This is a genomic window from Marinomonas sp. 63XJN7_7_ISO-PGPR-S23-202 (assembly GCF_056173505.1).
On sequence record NZ_CM149677.1, the window covers coordinates 1,081,619 to 1,104,996 of the forward strand.

17 protein-coding genes are annotated in these 23,378 nt (G+C 46.8%); 8 read left to right on the plus strand and 9 right to left on the minus strand.

The window, feature by feature from the left end; translation table 11 throughout:
- Window positions 1-38: 38 nt before the first annotated feature.
- The 3 genes from AC0VYG_RS04880 to AC0VYG_RS04890 form a co-directional block, all read right to left on the minus strand.
- On the minus strand, window positions 39-1,112 hold the full coding sequence (locus AC0VYG_RS04880; protein WP_475431215.1) for a tartrate dehydrogenase: 1,074 nt from the start codon (window positions 1,110-1,112) through the stop codon (window positions 39-41).
- Between the two features lie 72 nt (window positions 1,113-1,184).
- Complete coding sequence (locus AC0VYG_RS04885; RefSeq protein ID WP_475431216.1) at window positions 1,185-2,051, minus strand: GNAT family N-acetyltransferase; 867 nt, start codon at window positions 2,049-2,051, stop codon at window positions 1,185-1,187.
- A 328-nt stretch (window positions 2,052-2,379) separates the two neighbouring features.
- On the minus strand, window positions 2,380-3,258 hold the full coding sequence (locus tag AC0VYG_RS04890) for a GNAT family N-acetyltransferase (RefSeq protein ID WP_475431217.1): 879 nt from the start codon (window positions 3,256-3,258) through the stop codon (window positions 2,380-2,382).
- Window positions 3,259-3,572: 314 nt separating this feature from the next.
- Here AC0VYG_RS04890 and AC0VYG_RS04895 point away from each other — a divergent pair, with 314 nt between their 5' ends.
- From AC0VYG_RS04895 to AC0VYG_RS04930, 8 genes are all read left to right on the plus strand, one after another.
- Entirely contained in the window at window positions 3,573-5,054 is a 1,482-nt protein-coding gene (locus AC0VYG_RS04895) for an aldehyde dehydrogenase family protein (RefSeq protein WP_475431218.1), read from the plus strand.
- A gap of 233 nt (window positions 5,055-5,287) precedes the next feature.
- Window positions 5,288-5,956: a haloacid dehalogenase type II gene (locus tag AC0VYG_RS04900; RefSeq protein WP_475431219.1), complete on the plus strand. Its 669-nt coding sequence runs from the start codon at window positions 5,288-5,290 to the stop codon at window positions 5,954-5,956.
- 26 nt (window positions 5,957-5,982) lie between these two features.
- A complete protein-coding gene (locus AC0VYG_RS04905) occupies window positions 5,983-7,260 on the plus strand; it encodes an NAD(P)/FAD-dependent oxidoreductase (protein WP_475431220.1) in 1,278 nt (425 codons plus the stop codon).
- Window positions 7,261-7,465: 205 nt separating this feature from the next.
- Entirely contained in the window at window positions 7,466-9,076 is a 1,611-nt protein-coding gene (locus AC0VYG_RS04910) for an ABC transporter substrate-binding protein (RefSeq protein ID WP_475431221.1), read from the plus strand.
- Between the two features lie 70 nt (window positions 9,077-9,146).
- Window positions 9,147-10,100, plus strand: coding sequence for an ABC transporter permease (locus AC0VYG_RS04915; RefSeq protein ID WP_475431222.1), 954 nt, complete (start codon window positions 9,147-9,149; stop codon window positions 10,098-10,100).
- On the plus strand, window positions 10,097-10,966 hold the full coding sequence (locus tag AC0VYG_RS04920; protein WP_475431223.1) for an ABC transporter permease: 870 nt from the start codon (window positions 10,097-10,099) through the stop codon (window positions 10,964-10,966). The genes AC0VYG_RS04915 and AC0VYG_RS04920 overlap by 4 nt, the downstream gene beginning before the upstream one ends.
- Before the next feature lie 11 nt (window positions 10,967-10,977).
- Window positions 10,978-12,816, plus strand: coding sequence for an ABC transporter ATP-binding protein (locus tag AC0VYG_RS04925; RefSeq protein ID WP_475431224.1), 1,839 nt, complete (start codon window positions 10,978-10,980; stop codon window positions 12,814-12,816).
- A gap of 33 nt (window positions 12,817-12,849) precedes the next feature.
- Window positions 12,850-13,254, plus strand: a complete 405-nt coding sequence (locus AC0VYG_RS04930; RefSeq protein WP_475431225.1) for a helix-turn-helix domain-containing protein — start codon at window positions 12,850-12,852, stop codon at window positions 13,252-13,254.
- A 101-nt stretch (window positions 13,255-13,355) separates the two neighbouring features.
- On the opposite strand, the gene AC0VYG_RS04935 is transcribed toward AC0VYG_RS04930, so the two are convergent.
- The 6 genes from AC0VYG_RS04935 to AC0VYG_RS04960 form a co-directional block, all read right to left on the minus strand.
- Window positions 13,356-14,681, minus strand: a complete 1,326-nt coding sequence (locus tag AC0VYG_RS04935) for an NAD(P)/FAD-dependent oxidoreductase (protein WP_475431226.1) — start codon at window positions 14,679-14,681, stop codon at window positions 13,356-13,358.
- An 83-nt stretch (window positions 14,682-14,764) separates the two neighbouring features.
- Complete coding sequence (locus tag AC0VYG_RS04940; RefSeq protein ID WP_475431227.1) at window positions 14,765-15,754, minus strand: M14 family metallopeptidase; 990 nt, start codon at window positions 15,752-15,754, stop codon at window positions 14,765-14,767.
- Between the two features lie 17 nt (window positions 15,755-15,771).
- Window positions 15,772-17,253, minus strand: a complete 1,482-nt coding sequence (locus AC0VYG_RS04945; protein WP_475431228.1) for an NAD-dependent succinate-semialdehyde dehydrogenase — start codon at window positions 17,251-17,253, stop codon at window positions 15,772-15,774.
- 142 nt (window positions 17,254-17,395) lie between these two features.
- Window positions 17,396-17,890, minus strand: a complete 495-nt coding sequence (locus AC0VYG_RS04950; protein ID WP_175365306.1) for an Lrp/AsnC family transcriptional regulator — start codon at window positions 17,888-17,890, stop codon at window positions 17,396-17,398.
- Between the two features lie 90 nt (window positions 17,891-17,980).
- Complete coding sequence (locus AC0VYG_RS04955; RefSeq protein ID WP_475431229.1) at window positions 17,981-19,357, minus strand: aminotransferase class III-fold pyridoxal phosphate-dependent enzyme; 1,377 nt, start codon at window positions 19,355-19,357, stop codon at window positions 17,981-17,983.
- A 270-nt stretch (window positions 19,358-19,627) separates the two neighbouring features.
- Window positions 19,628-23,212: an autotransporter domain-containing protein gene (locus tag AC0VYG_RS04960; RefSeq protein WP_475431230.1), complete on the minus strand. Its 3,585-nt coding sequence runs from the start codon at window positions 23,210-23,212 to the stop codon at window positions 19,628-19,630.
- Window positions 23,213-23,378 lie beyond the last annotated feature (166 nt).

Below are 23,378 nucleotides of genomic sequence, written 5' to 3' on the forward strand. Positions count from 1 at the left end.
ACCTGAAGAAGGCATAATAAGGGAACACTATTAGGTTATCACTGTGCCATTGAGTTTATTTGTTCGACAATGGCCGATCCCAGTTCTTGAGTGCTTGCTGTCCCTCCCATGTCACGGGTTAGACTGTTTTTATTGCGTAATATACTTTCCATTGCATTGAGCAGAGTATCATGAATCTCTGGGTAGCCAAGGTGTTGCATCATCATCGCGCCTGCCCAGATGGTCCCCAGCGGATTGGCAATATTTTTCCCAGCAATATCGGGGGCTGAACCATGAACGGGCTCGAACATGGAAGGAAAGGTTTTTTCAGGGTTGATGTTGGCCGATGGTGCAATGGCAATGGTGCCAGTACAGGCTGGGCCAAGGTCGGAAAGAATGTCACCAAACAAGTTGGAGCCAACCACCACGTCGAAATGCTCTGGCATCTGGACAAAATTCGCCGTGAGAATGTCAATATGGTATTGATCTACTTTGATCTCGGGGTATTGTTGCGCCATTAGGGCGACACGCTTGTCCCAGTAGGGCATAGAGTGATAAATACCGTTGGATTTTGTTGCGGAACTAAGGTGTTTTTTCTCTCGACTTTGGGCCAGCTCAAACGCGTATTTTAAGATACGATCCGTCCCATGACGGGTGAAGATGCTTTGTTGGGAAACAATCTCTCGTTCTGTGCCTTCGTATTGAATACCGCCAATGGAGGAATATTCCCCTTCGACGTTTTCACGTACCACATAAAAGTCAATGTCGCCGGGTTGTTTGTTTGCTAGTGGGCAAGGGACGCCATCAAACAGACGCACAGGACGCAGATTAACATATTGATCAAACGCGCGGCGTATAGGTAACAATAATCCCCATAACGAAATGTGGTCAGGTACCCCAGGAAAGCCAACGGCACCGAGATAAATCGCGTCGAATGCTTTAAGTTGCTCTAGGCCATCTTCTGGCATCATGCGTCCTGTTTTGTGGTAGGTTTCGCATGACCAATCAAAATGCGTCCATTCGTATTCTAGGTGGCACTGTCGTCCTGCAGCTTCTAAGGCACGAATGCCTTCGGGAATGACTTCTGTTCCAATACCATCACCTGCAATGACGGCGATTTTGACTTTTTGCATGCCTTTCTCCTCTTCTATCGTTATTCTTAGGGACCTTTGCTCGAGACTTATTCATGGACCTCTTTTGCTTATCTAACCAAGTGCTTGGTTGATTAAAGCGTATTGACGTAGTGTATTGTCTCTTTGTGGCATGTCACCACGTATCATTTCGACCACCGTATCCACTTGAGGCAAGCCTATTTCCTCTAGCCAAGTGCTGAGCTGACTGCTTTGTGGCACATCGATCCGTACAAACTCATTGACATGTTCATTGATCAAGGATTGGATCATGGCTTTCGCTTGTTCTTGCGAAGAGGCGATGACAGGGCCAATGGCGTAACCACGGCCAAATTTACGTATGATGGCAAAACCTGTGATCTCACCTTGGTTTTCCGTTACGGTGCCTGTCGCTGATTTCAGTATTTCATTGAGGGCGGCTTCCCTTGCTAGACCGCATGATGTTTCTGCGAGCTCAACAATTTTCGCATGATCCGCTTGGACTATCTGACGTTGCATTTTTGTGAGATTAGCATCAACACTGTTGCTTGCTTCAACGATGGCTTGATGTTGATAGACTTTGCTGGCGGCATGAAAGCCGAAGCTTTCATATAAAGGTTGACCCGATGGTGTGGCGTATAAAAGCACATTTTTCTGATCGCCAATTTTCGCCAAGACCCGCTCCATTAGCTTTCTACCAATGCCGTTGCCTTGTTTTTCTGGTGACACAATCACCATGCCAAGAGAGGCGTAATGATCACCATGATTCCAACATAAAACCGTTCCAATGGATTCTTGGTTATATTCGGCAATAAACCCTGTGCCGAGATGGTGAACCAGTTTCCAGTCGTCAATACGATGTGGCCATTTGACTAATTGAGATAATGAATAAGCGGCTGTTAGGTCATCTTCCGTCATGGGGCGATAACAAATCTGAAGGGTCTCTTTTGTTAAAGTCATCATGTTCTCCTCAAAATAATGGCTATATTTTGGGGAGAGATAGGCGTAATTACTAGGACATTCTTGCCGTTAAATGAGAATTGATCTAAATACGGCAGCAAGCGCTAATAATGCTTTATCAGGGTGATAAATCTGCTGAAAGCCTATTTTATAACAGCATAATATTGTGATGGGGCGATGTAGCGAACAGCCACAAATCAAAAAAATGGGGCGAATACGACGGCATTAGATGACAGCAGACCGAAATGGACAACCGTCAAGCGTGGCGAGTGGCAAACATAATTCCATTCAAAACTGTGTTTGCATCACTCTAACCAAGCAATATGACGGACTAAGCAAGGGTATGGCTGACTAAAGCAAAGCTATGAAACTCGCTGTCTTCTTTTTTGAACGATGGCCTTCTCATGGAGGTGACCGTATCAAATTCAGGCATGCCAGCTTCGATTAAAAAGGCTTTAAAGATGCTGTCTTGCTCCGCCGTATCGATGCGTAAGAAATGCCCTGTATGTTGATTGATATGAGGGGCGATCAGAGCCATGGCATCGTCACGGTTTTGGGCAACGACTGGGCCAATGACGTGGCCACGACCAAACTTTCTACACAGGGCAAAGCCAACGATGCGATTGTCACGAACCAATACCGAACCTTGGGATTTTTCTAATACGGTTTCGATGACGGGATGTCTATCAATACCAAACGCACTTTTATCCAGTTGCAGAACACTTTGCCAATCACTGGCGTCGAGCTCTCTAATACCTTCGGTGACCGAAAGCTTGGACTGATCAACGGCAGCGGCAATGCCTTGATGTTGAAAAACTGGGGCAACCATTTGAAAATCTAATGATTGATAGAGGCGATATCCCGCTCTGGTGGAGGTGAGCAAAATGTCGCGATTTTCACATTGCGCCATAATATGCTTCATGATCCAGCGTCCACCGCCTAATGCTTGCAGTCGAGGCGAGGTGATCACCATGCCGATGGTGGCGTAATGCTCCCCCATGGGGAACCACATACCAGAAGCAACCACTCGACCAATGGGGTCACAGCCAACAACGCCTTTACCTAATGTTAGTAACATGCGCCAATCGGAAGGGCGATGGGGCCAGAGCACGGTAATAGAAAGTTCATGAAGCTTGTCTATGTCATCAAGCGTCATGGTTCTAATGGTTAGTTCATAGGTTTTTAATCGCTTTGATGTTTCGCTCGGCACGTCTGCCACCTCTATTTTTCTACAAAATGCAGATTATCAATACTCGTATTAGTTTGTCATTGCATCCCATTAAATACTAGGACGTTCTTGCCTAATCGCTATGGAGGAAAAGGTGTGAACAGTCGATTCGGCATCAATCACCAAATCCTCTTGCCATAAAGCTCGCTTTATATCGTCACCACTCTTTTATCAGCATAAAACGCTTTCTCCTCACGCTTAGAATAGAAAAAGCAGCCAATTTTCTGCTAACGAAGACCTGTATTGTTGCAAGGTCAGTTCCTTAATTGGGTACGAAGACACTGGGAGATAAATGTATGGCCTCGTTTAATCCAGAGGATGTGAGGATTACTAATAGTCATTTTATTGGTGGGAAAGCCATTAACAGTCACGAGACAATCGATGTTTTGCGGCCATCAGACGGTCAGGCATATGCCTCTCTTTCCATAGCGGATTCTGATTTGGTTGATCAGGCTGTAGAAAATGCATGGCAAGCGTTCAAACAAAGTGATTGGGCCTCTCGGTCTCCTCGTGATAGAGCCAAGGCGATGAGACGTTGGGCAGCTTTGATCGAAGCCGATGTGAATACCTTAGCGCCCTTAGAAGCCATCGGGTCGACCCGTCCGATTGCCGCCGCTGCGCAGTGGGATATTCCCTTCTGTGCTGAAGGTATCCGTTTTTTTGCCGAGTATGCCGATAAGTGTGGTGGGGAGGTGATCCCAACGGCAAATGGCAGTTTAGGTATGACGATTACTGAGCCATACGGAGTGATTGGTGCCATTGCACCCTGGAATTTCCCGTTGGTTATGGCGTCGTGGAAAATTGCGCCAGCAATGGCCGCTGGCAATGCTGTGGTATTAAAACCGTCGGAAATGACGCCGTTTAGTGTGGTGCGTTTGGCTGAATTAGCCATAGAAGCGGGTATTCCTCCAGGTATTTTTAATATCGTTCAAGGGGATGGTCGTGTGGGGGATGCTATTTGTCGACATCCTCGGATTTCGAAAGTGACCTTTACTGGCTCCACCAAAACCGGTGCGCTCATTATGACGGCTTGTGCACAATCCGGTACGAAACCTGTCACGCTAGAATTAGGGGGTAAAAGCCCACAGTTGGTATTCGACGATATAAAAAACATCGATAAAGTGGCTCGCCGCATTGCCGGAGCCATCACCACTAACGCTGGTCAGGTCTGCGTCGCAGGTTCTCGTCTCTTAGTGCAAAAAGGGATTGCGGATCAGTTAGTGACGCGCATTTCCGAGCTCTTTTCTGAGATGGTTTCGGGGCCAACCTGGCAAGATAGCACCACATTATCCCCGATTATTTCAACGCGAGAATTGGAACGCATTGACGGTGTGGTACAGCGTACCGTTCAGCAAGGCGGTGAAATTTTAGTGGGCGGTTGTCGCTTACCTGAACGAGATCAGAGCGCTTTCTATCAACCGACGATTTTAACCAAGGTCAATATGGACATGGAAGCAGTACGAGACGAAATTTTTGGTCCTGTCCTGTGCGTGGAAACCTTTGCAACAGACGATGATGCTTTGCAGTTAGCCGGTCACCCTTCTTATGGACTATCCGCCGGTGTGCATACCGCAGATTTAAATCGTGCCATGCGTATGGTGAATGAGCTTGAAGCAGGCACTGTGTGGGTGAATCGTTATGGCCGTAGTTGGGATTTTGCTATACCCACAGGAGGCTTCAAAGGTTCTGGTATCGGTAAGGATCTGGGACGCTATGCCTATGAAGCCAATCAAAAAGTGAAAAGCGTGTTAATCGATTTTTCCAATGACGGAGCCTAATTGCGCTGGAGGAATAAAAATTTGCCCATTAACGACATTCTATTTTCGTTCGGTAGATCGTGCCGAGGTGAGGGGGCAATTCCGTTGAAAATTCGTTACAGCAAAACAAAATCGGGCCAAATAGGCTTCGCTTTAGTGTTGTAATAAATCTATTGAATAGTTTTTGCACAAAGAACCGCTGTTTTATTGAAATAAAAAATGAAGCACCGTATCGCTAAATGGAGAAAACCAATATGACTACCCTGAATCCAAAGTACATTACGTTTGATTGCTACGGCACTTTAGTTTATTTCGAAATGGCGCCAACTGCGCGTCGTGTATTTAAGGACCGTATCTCAGAAGAAGACATGGATCAGTTTATTGCCGACTTTTCCGCCTACCGTTTTGATGAAGTGCTTGGTGACTGGAAGCCTTATGATCAAGTCTTGTGTAACGCCGTGAAACGTACGTGTAAACGCTGGGGCATTGAGTACCGCGATAATGAAGGCATGATTTTTTATAACGCGGTGCCGACTTGGGGACCTCATCCTGATGTACCAGAGGCGTTGGCGCGTTTGGCAACAAAATTTAAGTTAGTGGGGTTGACCAATGCCATGAATGAGCAAATTCCCCATAACATTGAGAGATTAGGCGCGCCTTTTCATGCGGTCTACACCGCAGAAGAAATTCAGGCCTATAAGCCTCGTCTCAAAGGCTTTGAGTATATGTTGGATAAGCTGGGGTGTGGCCCAGAGGACATTCTGCATGTTTCCTCAAGTCTGCGTTATGACCTGATGTCCGCTCACGATATGGGCATTAAAAATAAAGTGTTCATTAACCGTGGACATGAACCTTCTACACCTTTCTATGAATATCATGAAGTCAAGGATTTGGCGGGCTTAGCGGATCTGTTAGGCGTTTAGTTTTTCATTCACTAGAAGGAATCATCATGAAGCTAGAGTCCTATTGGCTAGACACTGTATCCGCTTTTACGAAAGGGGAGCAGGGCCGCGCATCAGGTCAGTACGATGTGGCGATCGTTGGCGGTGGCTTTACTGGTTTGTCGGCGGCCATTGCCCTTTCTAAGCAAGGGCTTTCAGTGGTGTTGCTTGAAGCGGATCGTGTTGTTGGTGAAGCATCGGGTCGTAACGGTGGCCAGTGTAATGCAGGTTTAGCGCATGATTATGGCTCACTGGCGCAGCGTATTGGTGTGGAGAAAGCGCGTGCTTTCTATCTCTCCTATATGGAGGCGGTGGACACGGTTGCGGAGATGGTGGAAGAGGAAGAGATTGACTGTGATTTTACGCGCCATGGTCGACTGAAATTAGCGGCGAAACCTGCACATTATGACAAGCTGGTTCGGGCTCATGAACGATTAGCAAACGAGGTTGACCCTAATGTTGTTTTACTGAGTGCAAGTCAGGTGCGTGATGAAGTCGGCTCTGAACGGTTTTATGGTGGTCTGTTGCAAACAACCAGTGCACAAATGCACATCGGAAAATTTGGTCTAGGGTTAGCCGATACCGCAGTGAAATACGGTGCGAAACTTTATGAATCCGCTGCTGTAACGGGGATTGAGCACATTTCTGCTGACCGTTATCAAGTGACTTCCAGTCGTGGCACAGTCATTGCTGATAAAGTATTACTGGCGACGGGAAGTTCAGCTAAAGGGCCTTTTCGTTATTTTCGTCGACGCTTGGTTTCCGTGGGCAGTTTTATTGTTGTGACAGAACCATTAGACCCAGAACTGTTGGCGCCTCTCTTAGTCAAGCGACGTGGTTATGTGACCTCGAAAAACATCGGTAACTACTTTCGAATCACTCCCGATAATCGCTTGCTCTTTGGTGGACGTGCTCGTTTTGCAATGTCTAATCCACGTTCAGATGAAAAAAGTGGCCATATTTTACAGGCGTCAATGGCTCAGGTATTTCCGGCGCTTAGCAAGGTGCGTATCGACTACTGCTGGGGTGGTTTGGTGGACATGACGGCCGACCGCTTACCAAGAGCGGGTCAACACAAGGGCATGTATTACTCACTTGGCTACAGTGGACATGGGGTTCAGATGTCAACGCATATGGGGAAGGTAATGGCTCAAGTGATGATGGGTAATGAGATCGTCAATCCATGGCGTGATCTGGATTGGGCGCCAGTGCCGGGTCACTTCGGTAAACCTTGGTTTTTACCCTTCGTAGGCGCCTATTACCGTTTTCAAGATTTGATCCACTGATGCTTTTTAAGAGCTAGGGATCAAAGGAACATGGAAAGAATTATCAAACGTAAGGATTGAGAAAAGCCGATATGAATGTATCGCAAAGAGAGTCTTAAATACTGTTAAAAGACACTCAAATGACAATAAAAGAAAAGTAATACAAACCTATAAAACAAGAAGAGCAAACTACCAAGACAGAACAACTCACAAAAGGAACCATAAAATGAAAGATGAAAAAAAGCGTTCGTTAGTGGATCAACAGAGTTCAAATATATTAACGCAGGGGGTTTCACGGCGTCAGGTGCTGCGAGGTATGGTGACCTCGGGGGTCGTTGCCGCAGGATCTGGCCTGTTGACACCAGGCTCTTCTTTGGCATTTGCAAATACCGATGAGCCTAGATATGGTGGCAATATTAAAGTGGCCACTCAATCTGGTTCCACTTCTGATACCTTAGATCCTGCCCATGGCTCAGGGTCGTCGGATTATACCCGTCAATATATGTTCTATAACGGTCTAACCGTTTTGGATAGAACGCTTACTCCGCAAATGGAACTGGCAGAGTCGTTTGAGACAAAAGATGCTAAATATTGGGTAATAAAGCTCCGTAAAGATGTCCTGTTTCATGATGGAAAGCCTTTTACGTCTGCTGATGTTGTGTTCACGTTGAATCGTCATAAAGACCCAAAAACCAGCTCTAAAGTGGCGGCTGTCGCCAAACAAATGGTCGAGATTACCGCCAAAGGTCCCCATGAAGTACATATTACCTTAGCCGAGAAAAATGCGGATTTGCCTGCTATTTTGGGGGTGGTTCATTTTCTTATCGTACGTGATGGCACGACAAATTTTGATAAAGGGAATGGGACAGGACCTTTCCTATGTACCGTATTTCAACCTGGCGTTCATTCCATCGCTACGCGCAATCCAAATTATTGGAAAAAAGGTCTTCCGTATTTGGACACAGTGGAACTCTTTTCGATTCCAGATCAATCCGCTCGTGTGAATGCCTTGTTAGCCGGTGATGTGCAGCTTATTAATTCGGTGAATCCGCGTGCCATTGACACATTGAATGCCAGTCCATTAGTGAAGGTTTACCACGCTGATTCTGGGGGTTATACGGACTTGATTATGCGCGATCAGCTTGGTCCAATGAAAAATCCTGATTTTGTGAAGGGCATGAAATACATCATGAACCGTGAGCAAATTCTCAATGTAGCTTGTCGTGGTTTTGGCCGAATAGGCAACGATCAGCCCATTCCCAAAGGACAACGTTATTATGATAGCGCGCTGCCACAGACGACTTACGATCCAGATAAAGCCAAATATCACTTCAAAAAGGCGGGTGTGCTGGGAAGCAGTATTCCCATGGTGGCCTCTTCTGCCGCCGATAACTCGGTTGAGATGGCTCAGTTGATCCAATTAACAGCGCAAGACGTGGGACTTAATTTGCAAGTGAAACGTGTGCCCGCAGATGGCTATTGGTCAAATCACTGGATGAAAGACACCTTAGGCTTTGGGAATATTAACCCTCGGCCAACGGCAGATTTAATGTTTACTTTGTTTTTTCAATCGAATGCCGCTTGGAACGAATCGGGTTGGAAAAATGCGCACTTTGATAAGTTGCTGGTGGCTGCGCGTGGTGAAACTGATGATGCTAAGCGTAAGCAAATGTACGGTGAGATGGAGACACTCATCCATGATCAGAGTGGTATTGGTATCCCAATCTTTAGCAGCATTAATGATGCGGCTAGCCGCAAGATAGGCGGTTATAAACCTCATCCTTTGGGTGGCTTGATGGCGTACATGTTTGCCGAGCATGTTTGGCTGGAAGCGTAAGTTTCGATTCCTTCTTAACCACACTAGCGTTGCGGCAATAGGCCGCAACGCTCTGCTCAAAAGGTGAACCATGAATAAAACCGTTTTAAGGCTTATCATTAATCGAATTGGATTGGGGATATTAACCTTATGGATCGTCTCATTAGTGGTCTTTTTTATTACCAATTTATTACCCGGTGATGCTGCCCAAGAGCTATTAGGTCAAGCATCGACAGTACAGACTCTGGATGCTTTAAGGGCCAAATTGGGGTTAGATCTCCCCCTTTACGTGCGTTATTTTCACTGGTTAGGTGGGATGCTGGTAGGGGATGCGGGGACATCAATGGTCAACGGTATTCCTATCTCGCAGTTAATTTGGTCTCGTTTACCCAATACGCTTCTTTTAGCGGCCTTTGTAACCTTGGTCTCTGTGCCTGTCGCCATGTTCATTGGTATTGTTTCTGCCATGTATCGCGGTTCGTGGTTTGATCGTTATATCAATATTCTTGCGGTGTGTGCTGTCTCTGTCCCCGAGTTTTTAATTGCGACCATCGCGGTGCTTATTTTTGCGGTAAAGCTTGGCTGGTTATCGGCTTTGTCTCATATAGAGAATGCGCATACCTTTGGTGAAATGCTGAAAGTCTTTGCCATGCCTGTGTTGACTCTGTGCAGTGTCTTGGTTGCTCAGATGGCACGTATGACCCGTGCGGCAGTGATTGATCAGTTAAGTTCGTCATATGTGGAAATGGCATTGTTAAAGGGGGCGAGTCCCATTCGCATGGTACTACGGCATGCCTTGCCTAATGCCATTGGGCCCATTGCAAATGCTATCGCTTTGAGTCTGTCTTATCTTTTAGGTGGCGTTATCATTGTTGAGTCCATTTTTAATTACCCTGGTATTGCCACTCTGATGCTCAATGCTGTGAGTTCAAGGGATATGCCATTGATTCAAGCCTGTGCCATGTTGTTCTGTTTTGGTTATCTGGTCATGGTGCTAATAGCGGATATTAGCGAAATTGTCTCCAATCCGAGGTTACGAAAATGAATACACATACTTCTTCTGTTACGGCCGCTGAACCGACACAGAAAGCCTCTTTTTCCTCACGTTTTCATGTTCGTTCGATCAGTGGTTTGATCGGCCTAACCTTAGTCGGGTTCTGGTTAGTGATTTCGGTTATTGGTCCGATGCTTTCGCCTTATCCCCCTAATGATTTTGTTAGTAATACGGTGTTTGGCCCGATGAGTATGAAGCACTTTTTTGGGACAGATTATTTGGGACGGGATATGTTTAGTCGGGTTTTAGCGGGTACCCCCTATACTATAGGTGTTGCTTTAGCGGCTACCGTCGCGGCCTGTTTGGCTGGGGTGATTTCAGGACTGGTGGCAGCCGCTGCCACCAGTTGGGTTGATATGACGATTAGCCGAACCCAAGATGCGTTGATTTCCATACCCAGTAAAATGTTTGCTTTGATTATGGTGGCATCATTTGGCTCTTCTGTACCAATTCTTATTTTAACCGCCGCCATTGCTTATATGCCAGGCAGCTTTCGTATTGCGCGTTCTCTAGCGGTCAATGTGATGACGTTGGATTATGTACAAGTGGCGCGCCTTCGCGGAGAGTCCATGCCCTATATCATTTTTAAAGAAGTGTTGCCGAATATGTTTCGTCCTGTGCTGACCGATTTTGGGTTGCGCTTTGTTTTCATTGTTTTGTTGCTAAGCGCCATGAGTTTCTTAGGTCTGGGTATTCAGCCACCTGAAGCGGATTGGGGGTCATTGGTGCGAGAAAACATAGGTGGTCTAAGTAGTGGGGCTCCAGCAGTCATTATGCCAGCGATTGCCATTGCCACGTTGACGATTGGCGTTAATTTGCTCATCGACAGTATTGGCAGTAAATCGGTACAACATTGAGGGGAGTCGTTATGACTGAGTTAGTAAAAGTATGTGGTTTACAAGTGGCCGTGCGAACGGGAGCTGGCGTGGATGTTCCTATCGTGCATGGTGCCGATTTCAGTTTGCATAAAGGCGAAGTGTTGGCGCTAATTGGTGAGTCAGGTTCTGGTAAGACAACCATTGCCTTATCGTTAATGGGGTACGCTCGTAGTGGCTGTCATATTGTCGATGGTTCAGTGCAGGTTGATGGGACCGATCTATTGACGTTGTCTCCTTCTAAGTTAGCAAAAGTACGTGGTCGTACGGTGTCTTATATTGCACAAAGCGCCGCGGCGGCTTTTAACCCTGCCATCACCATCATGAATCAGGTTATTGAAAGTGCCATGATTCATAAAACTTGTAGTCGTAGAGAGGCTGAGAAAAAGGCCATTGGTTTGTTCCGTGAATTGGCATTACCTGACCCTGAACATATTGGTGAGCGTTATCCACACCAAGTGTCTGGGGGGCAGTTACAGCGTTTAATGGCGGCAATGGCGCTGATTACCGATCCTATTTTGGTGATTCTGGATGAGCCAACCACTGCATTGGATGTTACCACGCAAATCGAGGTGTTGAGGGCATTCAAGAAAGTGGTGCGTGAGCGTAATACCACAGCGGTTTATGTCTCCCACGACTTAGCGGTTGTGGCGCAGATGGCAGACCGTATTGTGGTGCTTAAAAACGGTGAAATTCAAGAAAACAGTCTGACCAAAGACCTGTTAATTGAGCCAAAGCACGAGTATACGAAAAGTTTGTTATCGGCAATGAAACCTGAATCTCGTCAGGATACCGCCACGCAAACCATAATGGATTTAGAAACAAGTACGCCATTACTAGAAGTGCGTAATCTCGAAGTGTGTTTTGAAAAAGATAAGCGCGTACTGCAAGACATCGACCTGAAGATTCGTCGCGGTTCGACCGTCGGGGTGATTGGCGAGTCTGGTTCAGGCAAAACAACCTTGGCAAGAAGTATTGTGGGTCTTGTCGAGCCCAGTCTCGGTAACATATATCTGGATGGTGAAGAGCTCAATGTGTCTGCATCGGGTCGCACCCGAGAACAATTGCGCCGTGTTCAGTATGTATTCCAAAATGCTGATACCGCGTTAAACCCTCTGCATACGGTTGAAGATATTCTGGCTCGTCCATTGAGCTTTTATCACGGTATGAAAGGGCAGAAACGACGTGATCGCGTCGCCGAACTGTTGTCTCTTGTGCACTTACCAGACAGCATTGCAAAACGTCGTCCAACAGAATTGTCTGGTGGACAAAAACAGCGGATCAATTTAGCGCGGGCCTTAGCGGCAGAACCGGACATCATACTATGTGATGAAGTGACATCAGCATTGGATACGGTGGTTGGGGCGGCCATTCTTGAGTTAATGGCGGACTTAAGGAAAAAGCTTAACGTGTCTTATTTATTTATCAGTCATGACATTAGTATGGTGCAAGCCATTTGTGACGAGGTAGTGGTTTTATATTCTGGTTTCAAAGTGGAGCAAGGGGCTGGAGAATCCTTTAAACGGCCACCGTTCCACCCCTATACCCAGTTGCTGATTGATTCTGTCCCTGAAATGAAACAAGGCTGGCTGGAATCGACGGGGGCCAATCACGAAGCCTTGCCCAAGATCGCGCCAGAGAAAGCGGATGTGGTGCTGTGTCCGTTTTTGGATCGTTGTTCTGTTCGTATTGAGGGTAAATGCAATCAGGTTATTCCAGCTCGAAAAAAACTGGAAAAAGGCAATCAAATATTTTGCCATCATTCATTTTCAAACAAAGCTCAAGAGATTGAAGTGGAGAAACAACCTATCTCACAGTTACAAAGCGTGTGATGGGAAATGGTTTTAAAGAGTCTGGAGAGTGTTATGGGCGAAGGAAGCGTAAGGGTGAATCAAGTTCCGGCTGTACTGTCTTCATCTTCAGTATGGCAGGTGGGGCATGTCATATCTCAGGCAATTACACTGGTTAAACGGTATATTGAGGAAAATTACAGGGAGTCGATTAATCTGGATACCTTGGGGGCCTTGGTTGGCTTGACGCGCTATAGTTTAGCCAAGCAGTTTCGCCAGCAAGTAGGCGTGTCTCCCTATCAATACGTTTGCTTGGTGCGTATTAAAAATGCCCAGTCTTTAATGAAGCAAGGGGAGCGGCCAACCGACATTGCCAGTGCCGTCGGCTTTTTTGACCAAAGCCATTTGGCGAAACATTTTAAACGTCTTTGTGGCGTGACACCGAGCCAGTATCGCGAGCAATTTTGTAAACCCGTCTAAAGAACTTGGTTGTTTAGCATACAATAAAGCCTCTTAGGGAAAACCGAAGAGGCTTTATTGTATGCAGATTAAATGATGTGGTATTAAGTGGATAACTGAGACTAAAACTCAGAGACTTTGCCCCACGAACTTTTATTAAATCGGCTAAGCTGATATTGCTTATTTTCTACAAAGGTGTTTTTGCCCGTGATCATTTGTGCAATGAGCAGCCCGGCACCAGGTCCAATGCCAAAGCCATGTCCTGAAAAACCAGCCGCGATTAAAAAGCCAGATAAGTTGCTCGCCTGATCGATCACTGGCACCCCATCTGGGGTGCTGTCTATGTAGCCTGCCCAGGCATTTTGCACGGGAATATTCGTCAATTCCGGTAGCATTTTGCGTGCGCGAGCGAGGGTCAGTTCGATCATTTTTCTGGAGGGAGAGGGATCTAATATACGGTTTTTTTCCATCGGTGTGGGTTTATCTAGTGCCCATTTTTTACGGGTCTCGTGGCCGGCTTGCCAAGCTTGTAAATCACCAGGAGAGAGTGCTTTCCAACGTTTTGCAAACATCGGAATGAAATACGATGCGAAACGCAATTGTTGGGGGGTGATATCCACATTGGCGAAGCCAGAAATGGCTAAGGTATAACCGCCATTACTACGTCCGGTGATCGATATCTCTGAAGTATGTAACGCACTGGGAATGCCTTTGGCACCCGGCATAAGAGAAAGGGCGGAGGAACGCACCGCCGATTGTGGGAAGCGAATGCCCAGTTGATGGCAAAAAGAGGACGCCCATGCCCCTCCTGCCATGACCACTTGAGGCGTTTTGATCACCCCTTTTTCTGTGATAACACCGGATACTTTACCTGCCTGTGTTTCGATCCCACGTGCTGCGCAGAATTGATGGATGCTGCCACCGTGCTTCAATATTCCTTTGGCAATCAATGGTGCGGCTTTCGATGGGTCGGCAATACCGTCAGAAGGCGAGAAAACACCGCCCAGCCATTGCTTGTAGGTGGATTCGCCACGTTCTGTGGCTTCACTCGCACTGAGCATGTGGGTGATGACACCTTCGCCTTTGGCAAAGTCGCGCCATTTGCTCCAGCCGTCTATCTCGGCTTGATTGTCGGATAAATAGAGAAGGCCACAACGTTTAAAGCCTAAATCTTCCCCGATGTCCGCCGTTATTTCCTCCCAAAGGTCGAGGCTCTTAGTGGCCAATGGGAGTTCCCGTGCATCACGGTTCTGTTGGCGACACCAGCCCCAGTTACGACTGGATTGTTCTGCACCAATTCGACCTTTTTCAATTAAGGCGACTTTCATACCTTGGCGAGCCATAAAATAGGCCGCGCAGACACCCACAATACCGCCACCGATGACAACCGCATCGGTGCTTTCTGGCAGTTCTGGTGTTGATGGAATGCATATTAAGGGAGCGGGCATTTGGTTCTCCTTGCCGTGTATTAGTATGAGACCTCTGTTTGTGACCTCGTGCAAAGATCTCAATATGTATTTTTACCACTTATCTAAACGCACAGTTCGCCAAAACGAACGACAGTAACGCCAGGACGTAATTGTCTTAGTGACGGCATGACCAACACACAATTGTCGTAAGGTGTGCGAATTTCTTTGCCATCGCGCCAAGCGATCAGGCTGCCTTTTTCGGCAAAGGTTTCCAGCCCTGTGTAGGGGGCGGCAAAGCGAAAATCCATACTGGAAGCGACGACAGGTTCCGTGACCTTAACAATATTCATGGTGGGTTCAACGGGTTGGTACCAGCTGGCGGGCAAATCGTTTTCTTGAATAACATTATGTAAGAGTAGAAAACGTGCCGTCACATCGCGAGCGACCGTCACCGCTGAGGCTTCCCAATGTTGGCCACATTCAACCAAGAGGGCATTCTTTTCGCTGTCCGGATCTCCGAAATCGGCATAGTCTCGCAGGCGGCAGCCTTCAGGGTGGCCTTCATCGCGAATCACCCAAGCAGGTGAGCGCTGTTCACAGGCTAGGGCCAACCCTTTATCTAATGGCCCGCACACACAAAGTGGCGGGCATTTTTCATGCATTGAATGCAAATCCAACAAAAAATCGACTTCGTCTATGATGGGACGTAATTCGCGCGCACGGCGTAACTCAGAAGAGTCACGGCTGAGATCGTCCAGTATCTCTTTGGTCCAGACACGATTGAGGTCTTGATCAACAAACCGTGATGCATCGGGCTGATTTGGGTCGAAGTTAAGGTACGCTGCCGCGTTGGCAAATGATAAAGTGAGCCGGCCTTGGCGAGGCGCTATACCCAGATCGATGAGTTCTTTTACCACTATGGCGCCACACACTTCATTGCCATGAACAATGGCATTGATCATGACATGTGGTCCAGCTTTTCCACTATCGAAGGTATAAAGATAGGGAACGCCACTGCTTCCATCCGCATAGGGAGTGATGTCAGGAAAATCGATTTCAATGGGGTACTCTGACAAAGTGTCAGAGACCGAGTGGGTATCATGATTACTCATTTAAAACGCCTCTATAGTTAACTTAAGTTGCCTTGGCAGAGATATTTCATTTCCATGTAGTCGTCGAGGCCATAGCGTGACCCTTCACGGCCATAACCCGATTCTTTTACCCCGCCAAATGGTGCGGTTTCTGAGGTGATGGCGCCCTCGTTGATGCCGACGATGCCTGTTTGCATCTTGTTGGCCACGCGCCATACACGTTTGATATCGTTCGAATAAAAATAACCCGCCAAACCAAATGGAGTATTGTTGGCCGCTTGAATAACCTCTTCCTCGTTTTCAAAGCGAAACAGTGGCGCGACAGGGCCAAAGGTTTCCTCGTGGGCTAGCTCCATATCATGATTCGCATCGGCTAATACAGTTGGTGCGTAATAATGAGGCCCGCAAGCGATGTCATTTTGAACGCGTGTGCCACCCGTTAGTATGGTTGCACCATGTTGTAAGGCATTTTGTACATGACGTTCAATTTTCTCTACGGCTCTCTCATTAATCATCGGGCCGATTTGGCTCTCTTCTCTATCACTTGGGCCAACGTGCAGGGCGGCAACACGGGTCACCAATTTGTCGGCGAAAGCATCGTATACGCGATTATGAACATACACTCTGTTTGGGCAGACACAGGTTTGCCCGCCATTACGGAATTTCGACACCATAAGACCCTCTACAGCGGCGTCAATATCAGCGTCTTCGAAAACAATAAAGGGTGCATTACCGCCTAACTCTAAAGAAAGGTGTTTGAGGGTGGCGGCCGCTTCTCGAGCGAGCAATTTGCCCACTGCGGTAGAGCCAGTGAAGGTGATTTTTCGCACGCGAGCGTCTTCCAGCCAAGCGCCGACTACATCCGATACTCGATCACGAGATGAGGTAACGATATTCAATACACCAGCAGGTAAGCCCGCCTCGTCAGCCAGTGCCACTAAGGCAAGGGCGGTTAAGGGTGTGTCTTCGGCAGGTTTGGCCACGACGGTACAGCCAGCGGCAAGGGCTGGGGCGATTTTACGAGCAATCATCGCCAGCGGAAAATTCCACGGAGTAATCGCTGCCACAACGCCAACGGCTTCTTTGACGACCAAGCGTTGTTTGCCCGAAACCGTTTCGGGAATAATATCGCCATAAGTGCGTAACGCTTCACTCGCGAACCAGTCAACATAGGAAGCCCCATAGGCGACTTCGCCACGGGCCTCGGCGAGTGGTTTACCTTGTTCCAGAGACATCAAACGAGCCAAATCTTCCGCGTTATCGAGAATCAATTGATGCCAGCGGAGTAAAAATTGTGAGCGTACTTTGGTGGTTTGGTTGCGCCAATCTTCAAATGCCTCGTAGGCGGCTTTGGTTGCTAGAGTGGCGTCTTGCGCTGTGCTATTGGCGACTTGTGCAAAGTTTTGGCCTGTAGCAGGGTTATTAACAAGATAAGATTCGTTTAGGATGCTTGGTTGCCATTGCCCGTTAATGAAATTCTTTCTACGAATGAGATCGGGACGTTTTAGAGTCAAAATCATGTGCCTGCTACCTCATAGATATTATGGTAAATACGAGTTTCTATTGTAGATGAGCGAATGCAGGAAAATGTGCCTAATACACCCTGCAAATCGCAGGAATGCGTGTTTTTAATTGAAGATTCAGAAGCTTATGCCGTGGTGCTTATTCCGTTGGGCTAAACAACTTATCAATAGGGTAATATTTTTTAACAATGGGGGATTTGATGACAATATAGCTGAAGTATTTGTCGATAAAAATATTCTTATCGAGCAGATCTTCCATGACGGTTTGATAGTGCACAACATTGCGAGTAAGGAAGGTGAGCTGATAATCAAATCCACCGCTAACTAAGTGACATTCTTGCACTTCGTCGACTTTGCGAATATAGGCTTCAAATTGCGCAAAATGATCCGGTCTGTGGTCCGTTAGCGTCACTTGAGTGAAAACACGTTGTACTGTCCCCAGTTTTTCCAGCTGAATATGAGCGCCATAATCCATGATGTAGCCTGCTTTTTCTAAGCGTTTGACTCGGGTTAGGCAAGGGCTTGGGGATAAACCGACGGCGTCGGCTAGATTGACGTTGGAAATTCGACCGTTGCGCTGTAAATGGCTCAATATTCGAATATCAATACGATCCAATTTCGGCGCACAATTCATCAAAATCTCCAGTTATTTTAGATGGTTACATATTTGATATGCTAGCAAGTTGTGCGCGGTGCGTCATCTATTGATGCACCGCGATTTTTTTCAGCCCAAAGCAAGACGTACGTCAGATTGCTCTAACACTTCATCAAGTGTGCGTTTTAGGCGCTCAAATAAAATATCAAAATCCTCTTTTGTATAACATAGCGCTGGCGCAAAGCCAAGAACGTTATCAGTGAAGGCGCGAAAAATTAAGCCGTTTTTGTAGGCTGCTGTGGCAATGCGTTCAGATAATTTCAGTGCTGGATCAAAACGTGCTTTGCTGTTTTTATTCGCAACCAATTCGAGCGCTCCGAGCAAACCTCGGCTACGGGCATCGCCTACCAGTGGATGATCAAGCATGGCCACTAATCCTGCCTCAAAATGTCGAGCGACGACTTGTCCATTCGCTAATAAACCCTCTTCATAAAGTCGAATCACTTCCAGCGCAATGGCGGCGCTGACAGGGTGAGCTGAATAGGTATAACCGTGACCAACGGGGGCATCTGGACCACAGCCATCAGCAATGCCTTGATAAACCGCATCGCTCATCATTACCGCTCCCATGGGCGCATAACCTGCAGTGAGGCCTTTTGCCATGGTCATTAAATCGGGGGTGACATCTTCTGCATCACAGGCAAACATGGTGCCAGTACGGCCAAAACCTGTAATGACTTCGTCTACCACGAACAAAATACCGAGTTCGTTGCAGCAGTTTTGTAGGGCTTTTAGCCAGCCTTTCGGTGGTACAATGACGCCGCCAGAGCCGATCACTGGCTCACAGAAAAAGGCCGCCACATTGTCGACACCTAGTTCTTCCACCTTGCTTTTTAGTGCCGCAACAGATTCAGCAATAATCCCTTCAGGGCTTGTGTCTTGTGAACTGCGGTAAGCATAAGGACAAGGAATACGGTGTTGATTAGGCAGGGGCACATCGAAGTGACGATGAAATGCAGGCAGAGCCGTTAAGCCTGACCCCTGTGACGATGAACCATGGTATCCGCGTTCAATACTGATAAAGTGTTTTTTCTTGGGTTGGCCAGTGGAGTTGTAGTAGTTAACGATAAAACGAATCGCAGAATCAACGGCATCGGAACCTCCCATGGTGAAGTAAACATGCTGCAAGGAGACAGGAGTGATTTCTACCAATTTAGCGGCAAGCTTGATTGCGGGTTCTGAACCAAAATGAAAGTACCCTGTTGCATAGGGTAATTTGCGCATTTGTGCTTCGCCAGCCTGTACAACACTATCTTGTCCATAGCCCGTATTAACGCACCAAAGTCCCGAAAACGCATCAAGCAGTACATTGCCTTGGCTATCTGTTAAATACGCGCCTTGTCCCGACTCAAGTATGGTGACGCCACGTTTTTCATGGGCATGATAATTGATCACAGGATGGATAAGGTGTTGTTTGTCTAAAGCAACTAAAGATTCATCATTCATGGTTAATCCGCCATTTATCGAAAAGTAATCCTTATGGTAGCGCTAATAGTCCAGTTTATTGTGTTGAGTCGACTATGTTCGACAAGGCAGATGTGACGAATTCAAAGGGGATTCGGAATATTGTTTTGTCTGTTTCCTATGTCGATAAGTTGTGTAATATCTTTGTAGACTCATGCATTAGATTGGCTATATACAAAGAGAAATAGAGGCCTTTGCTCGTGATTTCGTGCAAAGGCCTCTAATAGACTCACTGTTTGAAAGGACTTGGTTTTAAAACGCCATGGAAAATTTCCCTGAAATAACGGTATTCGTAGAGTGAGAAGAGAATTTACCGCCGTAGTCTAGAGTGATAGAGGATCTTTTTGATAGGCCGTAATCGAAGCCTACGTTGAGAAGCGCTGTATTACGGTCGGCAGCAGGACCATAGACTTGGAAGCTAGAACCTGCCGTTGAATTGGCAAATCGCATGGTAGAAGAAGAGGATAAATTACCATAAGCGTGTTGCCAGCCAAGTGCTAAGTAGGATGTTAAATTGTGTTCATTAAAGCTTGTGGTATTAAATAGGCGAGAACCCAATGTCGTGTAATAATTATCGTCCTGTGGGTCATATACCTTCAAGGCTGATGAGCCTCCTGTTTCAGTAAAGTTGGCCGATCCCGTGTGTACATAGGCAGCACTTAAAAAGGGCTCAATCTTCACATCACTGAAGGTAAAACGGTAACGGGTTTCGCCAAAAGTTTGAAAGGAACCAGAGTGGTAATCCCCTTTAATATTCTCGTCAAAGCCCGAAAAAATAACGTGGCGTGTGCTGTTCACATGGTGTAAAGAATAGGCGAGCGTGCCGTTTACTGACCAGGCCCCCCACCCTGTGCTGGCATAGGTACCCACATCATAAGTGTGTATTTTGCCGGAAGAAGATCGTGCATCAACATCATAGGTACTTTGACTGTAGCCCGTGAACACCCCAAGACGAGTTTGTTTGCCGATCATGCTGTCTGTGCCTATCACCAATCCTCCCATTCGGCTTTTGATGTCAGCGGCGTTGTTTTGACCATTGGTGTGATTCCAACCACCATAGGTTTGCACCCAAAAGGATGAAGATGGTGGCGCTTTCTCAAGGTTATTGGCTAACGCAAAAACGTTGATTGGTTTTGGGTGAAATTTTTCTTGTCCAGAAGTGACTTGTGCTGCGTAGTCTACCTGTTCTGCGTAGGCTAGTTGTATATGGCTAAGTGCTCTGAGTCGACGTTCAGCGATAGAGGATGAAGAGCGACCTGACGATGCTCGTGCTGCAATGCGCGTATTAACGACGGTACGCAAACTACTGCTTTGTTGAGTGATGGCAGAGCTGGTTGAGGCTTGAGCTTCGCCTGATACCGCATTATAGGCTGTCGCAACATCGGCTTTTTTCAACGCGATAAAGGCGTCAAACACAGGGTTGTTTTGCCCCAGCGATTGTATTGCGCTGGCTGTGCTTTTTTGGTTGGGCGTATCGGCATAGGATACAAAACTGGAGCCATCGTCGTAGACTAAGGTTAGGTTTATTTGCTTATTTTGATAGTCGAGTACGGGTTTGAGGAAGGCGGCATCGGTGTCTATTTTGTTTGAAAATTTACCTGTAATGCCCACATCGGAACGCATAATTTCGTAGCTTTTATTCTTCTCATAAGTGGCATTTTGAGCCTTGATAGTTACTTTTGCGCCGCTATCAATGCTTATTTCATCCGTTGCGGTGATTTGGCTGACATTGTTAGGTGGTGTGACATAAATTAGGTAAGTCGAACCCGATTTGAAATCGGCTGTGCCTTTTATGTTTAGAGTACCTGGCGTGGTTGCACTGCCCGGAGCTAGAATGCCGCCATTATTGATCACAGTCGAACCCACGGTCCCCGTTCCTGTTAACGTGCCGTTGGCGATAGAAACAGAAGAGGATGCTAAAGAAGCATTGTTTAAAGTAACGGAGGCTGAATCTGTGATGTTAGTGTTGCCGGAAAAATCACTTTGTCCTGACAGTGTCCAAGTGGAGTCGCTAGCGAAGGTTAATAATTCGAAGTTTTGATAGGTCGCAGTATTACCGAGTAAGGACAGGTCAAAAGTGCCGGCCTTCTCCCCTAGCTTGAATGTATCGGTGCCGCCCTCAGCGTCTACATTGCCAGTGACGGAACTGCCATCTTGGTAGACGAATGTATCATCACCATTTCCCATTGCAACGGCAAAGTTTGTGCCAGTGATAGTACCATAGTTGATGATGGTATTCGCGAATGTTCCGGCTGAGTTGACCATCTTAATACCAAAGCCATCGAGGCCTGTAATCGTGCCATAGTTGGTAACAGACAGAGCTTCGAAGGCATCGCCGTTATCGCTATTGTCATCGAGAATACCATTATTAGCGCCGGAAATTAGGGCGCTGGTGTTGTCCGCTGTACCGTTGATAATAGTGCCGCCACCGATGGCAATGGCTTCGCTGGTACTTGTTTTGGTTTCGCCATCCTTGACACCTTTGGAGCCTAAGCCTTTTATAGTGCCATAGTTATTGATGGTGCCAGCCTTGTCGAAGTCGATACCATCGCCGTCGCCAAATGTGGCCGCGTTATCAAACGATCCTGTGATTTCACCGTAATTGGTCACAGTACCTGTACCATTGGAGTTCACCCCAGAGCCGTTTTTACCGATTATGGTTCCACCAGCCTGATTGACCACGGTTAAGTTGTCTTCTAATCCTGATGCCTTGATACCGTGATAGGCGCCTGAAATAACGCCATTGGATTGGTTGGTAATGGTGGCACTGAAGGCGCCTGTATCACCGCCATCGATTCTGATAGCGGAATTATTCTGGCTGCTGGCGTCGCCATCCGCATAAGAGGAAGAAATGGTGCCGCTATTATTGATGGTGGTGTTTTTACCTCCCTTGATGGCATTATTATTAGCCGCTGAAATGGTCGCACCTGCTCGGTTGGTAATGGTAACTTGGGCATTTGTTGACGTGATATCTGCCAGATCAAGAGCTTGGCCCGTTTTACTTGAGGTGATGGTGCCAGCGTTGTCAATGTTCACTATTGCTGAGCCAGTGCTATTGGCGGTCGATTTGATTTTTAATGCATCGTCAGAGCCTTCAATGACTCCACCCGCTTGGTTGGTGAGAGTAAGTGATTTTAAGGTATCGAAATTACTGTCTGTATCAAAACTGATGGCTCTATCACCTGACGATGTGCTTTTTATTGTCCCCGAATTGGTGATGTCAATGGTACCAGACCCTAAGCGAATTGCATCAGAAGAAGACGATTGAATGGTCCCACCATTATTGTTGATGGTAATCTTTGCGGTATTCGAGGTGGCCGAGTCAAAGTCGAGGGCTTGACTACCACCAGAGGTAATGATCCCAGAATTATTAATGGTAAAAGAGCCATTTTCAAATGGATTGTTGATCCGAATAGCGTCTGACTTGCTGGACGTTATGGTACCCGTATTATCATTATCGAGTTGAAAAGCGCCAGATGCATTGCTAGAGGTATCAATGGCTCGTCCTTTGTCGCCATCGATGGTGCCCTTATTGGTGATAACAATGCCTTTGCCAGTTGCATTGCCATTCCAGTCAATCACTGGCTTACCACCCGTTAATGTTGCTCCTGCATTAATAGTCCCTGTATCCTGACCTGAGACGGTTTGTTGGCCTGAGGCGCCTGGAACGACAAAGCTTTCGGCTGAAACTGGTGAAGCGATTAGGAGTAGAGAGCTTAGTGTGTAGATCTGTTTCCTGATCAAATTCACTTTTCTATTGGCGTTTACGCTTCGAATACCAAGCATCTTTGGCATTATCACAAAAAGACTGTTGGAGCGCGGGAGTTGACCTTTCATTGGCATACTACTTCATCAGAACATTAAGGAATAAAAGTGTATGTTACTTGCTATGTGATGACGATTTAATGACAAAATCTTGAAGCTTTTATCATCAACCGAAAGATAATGCGGTACAGACATAATTTAGAAAGGTCGACAGGCTGGTTTTTATGTCAAAATGAAT

Coding starts and splice junctions, on each gene's coding strand:
- AC0VYG_RS04935 (WP_475431226.1), bottom strand. CDS start 14,681: ATGCCCGCTCCCTTAATATGCATTCCATCAACACCAGAACTGCCAGAA.
- AC0VYG_RS04905 (WP_475431220.1), top strand. CDS start 5,983: ATGAAGCTAGAGTCCTATTGGCTAGACACTGTATCCGCTTTTACGAAA.
- AC0VYG_RS04895 (WP_475431218.1), top strand. CDS start 3,573: ATGGCCTCGTTTAATCCAGAGGATGTGAGGATTACTAATAGTCATTTT.
- AC0VYG_RS04920 (WP_475431223.1), top strand. CDS start 10,097: ATGAATACACATACTTCTTCTGTTACGGCCGCTGAACCGACACAGAAA.
- AC0VYG_RS04940 (WP_475431227.1), bottom strand. CDS start 15,754: ATGAGTAATCATGATACCCACTCGGTCTCTGACACTTTGTCAGAGTAC.
- AC0VYG_RS04885 (WP_475431216.1), bottom strand. CDS start 2,051: ATGATGACTTTAACAAAAGAGACCCTTCAGATTTGTTATCGCCCCATG.
- AC0VYG_RS04880 (WP_475431215.1), bottom strand. CDS start 1,112: ATGCAAAAAGTCAAAATCGCCGTCATTGCAGGTGATGGTATTGGAACA.
- AC0VYG_RS04910 (WP_475431221.1), top strand. CDS start 7,466: ATGAAAGATGAAAAAAAGCGTTCGTTAGTGGATCAACAGAGTTCAAAT.
- AC0VYG_RS04960 (WP_475431230.1), bottom strand. CDS start 23,212: ATGAAAGGTCAACTCCCGCGCTCCAACAGTCTTTTTGTGATAATGCCA.
- AC0VYG_RS04950 (WP_175365306.1), bottom strand. CDS start 17,890: ATGAATTGTGCGCCGAAATTGGATCGTATTGATATTCGAATATTGAGC.
- AC0VYG_RS04925 (WP_475431224.1), top strand. CDS start 10,978: ATGACTGAGTTAGTAAAAGTATGTGGTTTACAAGTGGCCGTGCGAACG.
- AC0VYG_RS04930 (WP_475431225.1), top strand. CDS start 12,850: ATGGGCGAAGGAAGCGTAAGGGTGAATCAAGTTCCGGCTGTACTGTCT.
- AC0VYG_RS04915 (WP_475431222.1), top strand. CDS start 9,147: ATGAATAAAACCGTTTTAAGGCTTATCATTAATCGAATTGGATTGGGG.
- AC0VYG_RS04945 (WP_475431228.1), bottom strand. CDS start 17,253: ATGATTTTGACTCTAAAACGTCCCGATCTCATTCGTAGAAAGAATTTC.
- AC0VYG_RS04955 (WP_475431229.1), bottom strand. CDS start 19,357: ATGAATGATGAATCTTTAGTTGCTTTAGACAAACAACACCTTATCCAT.
- AC0VYG_RS04900 (WP_475431219.1), top strand. CDS start 5,288: ATGACTACCCTGAATCCAAAGTACATTACGTTTGATTGCTACGGCACT.